Source organism: Streptomyces apricus, assembly GCF_008369065.1.
In the GTDB taxonomy this organism is placed as follows: Bacteria; Actinomycetota; Actinomycetes; order Streptomycetales; family Streptomycetaceae; genus Streptomyces; species Streptomyces apricus.
In genome coordinates this window covers 1-2,878 of the sequence record NZ_VDFC01000148.1, presented here as the reverse complement: position 1 = coordinate 2,878, position 2,878 = coordinate 1, and the positions used below count along the sequence as shown (strand labels likewise).

At 74.3% G+C, this 2,878-nt stretch carries 4 protein-coding genes and 1 pseudogene; all 5 read left to right on the top strand.

All coding sequences use genetic code 11. The features are described from left to right. Window positions 1-450: pseudogene (locus FGF04_RS38680) on the top strand (hypothetical protein); the annotation flags it as partial. Window positions 451-642: 192 nt separating this feature from the next. Then, window positions 643-939 (top strand): hypothetical protein, encoded by a 297-nt coding sequence (locus tag FGF04_RS38675; protein ID WP_149516071.1) that lies wholly within the window; start codon window positions 643-645, stop codon window positions 937-939. Window positions 940-1,055: 116 nt separating this feature from the next. After that, window positions 1,056-1,550: a DUF5949 family protein gene (locus tag FGF04_RS38670; RefSeq protein WP_149516070.1), complete on the top strand. Its 495-nt coding sequence runs from the start codon at window positions 1,056-1,058 to the stop codon at window positions 1,548-1,550. 233 nt (window positions 1,551-1,783) lie between these two features. Then, window positions 1,784-2,290 carry a hypothetical protein gene (locus tag FGF04_RS38665; protein ID WP_149516069.1) on the top strand — a complete coding sequence of 169 codons (507 nt, stop codon included), beginning with the start codon at window positions 1,784-1,786 and terminating at the stop codon, window positions 2,288-2,290. Window positions 2,291-2,416: 126 nt separating this feature from the next. Then, a partial coding sequence (locus FGF04_RS38660) for a tyrosinase family oxidase copper chaperone (protein WP_408055728.1) occupies window positions 2,417-2,878 on the top strand: 462 nt, incomplete at its 3' end.

Here is a 2,878-nt window from a genome sequence, read left to right as displayed (position 1 = left end):
CCGCAGACGCCTGCCGTGCCGCAGACCCCGGCGGTCCCGCAGACGCCGGCCGTCCCGGCGGCCCCGCAGACCCCGGCGGCCCCGCAGACCCCGGCCGCTCCGCAGACCCCGCAGGCCAAGCCGCCGGTCGAGCCGAAGGCGCCGGCCGTGCCGGACGTCCCGGCCGCCCCGCCGTCGATCCTGCCGGCGCTGCCCGGCGCCCCCGCGCTCCCGTCGCGCGAGAACGCCGGCCGGGCGGCCGCGCCCGACCTGAGGGCCGACGCGCTCAAGGCCCTGCAGACCTCGGTCGACGCGCTGGTCAAGACCTCCGCCGCCGGTGACGCCGCCGCCCGGGACGCGGCCGCGAAGAAGGTCGTGACAGGTCTCGTCAACTTCGTCGCCGCCGCGACGCTGGGCGGCGGCCTGCCCGCGCCGGACCTGGCGGGCCTGCCCGGACTGCCGCCCTCCTGAGCGCTCGCCCGCTCCCGCTTGTGATCATCCTTCAGGGTTCTCATACGAGAGATCCCATTTCCTGACGGGGCCCACCCCGCAATCGGGTGGGCCGGGGGAATCTGCGCGGTACGGGGTTTCCGGCCCGGCCGGGAGTCGTTGAGTACAGCGAGATTCCCCCTGGTGACGCGAGTCGCCGACGAAAGGAACACGATGAAGTCCCTGAAGGCCGCTGCCGTCGTTGCCGGGTCCATGGCCGTCGCCGGGGTCGCCGCGCCCGCCCTCGCCGCCGACATGGCGCCCCCCACCAGCCTCAACGGCGGCGTCGACTCGGCCATCACCCAGCTCACCACCGAGCCGCTGGACCTCATGCCCCTGCAGTCGCAGTCCAGGGCGCTCGACACGGAGAACAAGGAATCCCTGCTGAGCACCTTCAACGCCGCGACGGACACGCTGAACTCCGCGAGCGGACCCACGGGTCTCCTGGGCGGTCTCCCGCTCAAGGGGTGACACCGGTCCGGCCCCGCCCCCGGCCCGTCCCCCGTTCGTGTGGAGACCCGTACGGAGATCCCCCGGGCGGGTGAGGAGGCACCGGACGCGTTCCGGCACGCCGGTACGGTTCCGCGATGACCCCAGCAACCAGCGGAGCGCGTCCCTTCCCCGCCGCGGACCTCGGCACGCTCGTCGTCATGGCGTGGAGCGGCGAACAGCCCGACGGCGACATGCCCTACCTCCTTGCGTACTGCCTCGGGGACGGCGCGAACGGTCCCGAGGGCTCCGCGGCCGCCGTCGGGCAGCTGCTGGAGGCCAACGGCCTGCCCCTCGGCGACCCGGTCGTCGACGCCACCCGGCAGCCCGACTTCCCGGTCACTCTCCTCGTCGAGGCGGACCGGGTCGTCGTCGGCATGACCCCGCTCAACGCGGAGTGCCCCGTGCCGCCGGAGTGGCTCACCGCGGTCGGTGAACGCGGGCACGCCTATTTCCTGTTCACCACCCGCCCGTGGCCCGAGGCCGAGCCGGGCAAGCCCGTCGAGCCGGCGGCACTGGCCGCTTTCGTCGGCGACGAGAAGACCCTGGACAGAGCGGCGCACGCCCTGGTCCCGGCCCGCAGCCCGCATTGAGCCACCCGTGCCGGCGGGCTGTTCGACATCCGAGGACCGTCGGAAATCCGAGGACCGTCGTATATCCAAGGACCGTCGGATATACGAGGATCGTTCGACATCCGCATGAGCGGATTATTGCGATGAAACGACTATTGCATCGACCGAGGGAATTTTGAGCTGATCCTGTTCGCGGGGTCGTTACCCGTTCCGGATGCACTCTTCGAATTCGAATCCCGAAAGGCCCGTGCCTGATGAAGTCGACCACCCGAGGAACCTTCGCCGCCGTCATCACCTGTGTGGCGGCCGCCGTCGCGACGCCCGCCGTCGCCGCCGACGCGGTTCCGGTCGTCGTGCCGCTCCAAGGGGCGGAGCAGGCCCTGGACATGGAGATGCCGAAGGTCAGCGGCACCGTGCCGCTGGTCAAGCCGGGCAGCCCCGACGGGCCCCAGTACGTCGAGGGCCGGCTCCTGCCGGACCGGGCCCTTCCGCAGGTGCCGGTCAGCGCGGGCCTGCCCGAGCTGGACGTGCGCGCGCCCCTGCCGCGCGTCCTCGGCGACACCTTCGACCACCTCAGCACCACCACGCCCGACTCCACCATGCGGACCCAGACCCCCGGCGCCTCCCTGGACGCCCCGCTGACCGCGCCGCGCCCCGAGCTGCTCGGGCTCCCGGCCCCGAAGCTGCCCGAGGCCGGCCTGCTGGCCCCGGCCCTGCAGGGGGCGCCCGGCGCGAGCCTGGACGTCGCGCCGGGACTGTAGGGACACGGAACGCGTCGAGGACAGGACGAGGACAGGTCGAGGACAGGACGTACGAGTCCGGGAGGCCGGGGTGGAGCAGTGCGGATGAGGCCGGGCGGCGGTGGGCGGCGTGACGTCCTGCGAGGAGTGCTCGCCGCGACCGCGGCCGTCGCGCTGACGCCGTTCGTCGCCGCGTCGGGGCCGTCACGCACCGGGCCGCCCCACGCCCCTGCCGGGAGAGCCGGCGGGGGATCCGGTGGGGAGCCCGGCAGCGGGTCCTGCGGACCGGGCGGCTCCGGGGCGGAGTCCGCGGCCGGGTTCGACGAGGTGTACCGCGGGTGCCGCATCCGCGGGCGCCGGGAGCCGGCCGGCGGCGCGCACCCGGCCGGAGCCGCGTACACGGCCGCAGCCTGGACCTGGCGGGTCACGGTGGACGAGAGGCCGCTGCACCTCATGCGGCGGGCCGACGGCGGCTATCTGACGATGATCGACCACTACCGGTCGTACCCGACCCCGCTGGCCGCCGCCCGCGCCGCGGTGGACGAACTGGGCGGCCCCCTGCGGCTGCGCGCACCCGCCGCGGAGGCGGAGCCGGGGCAGGGGCAGGGG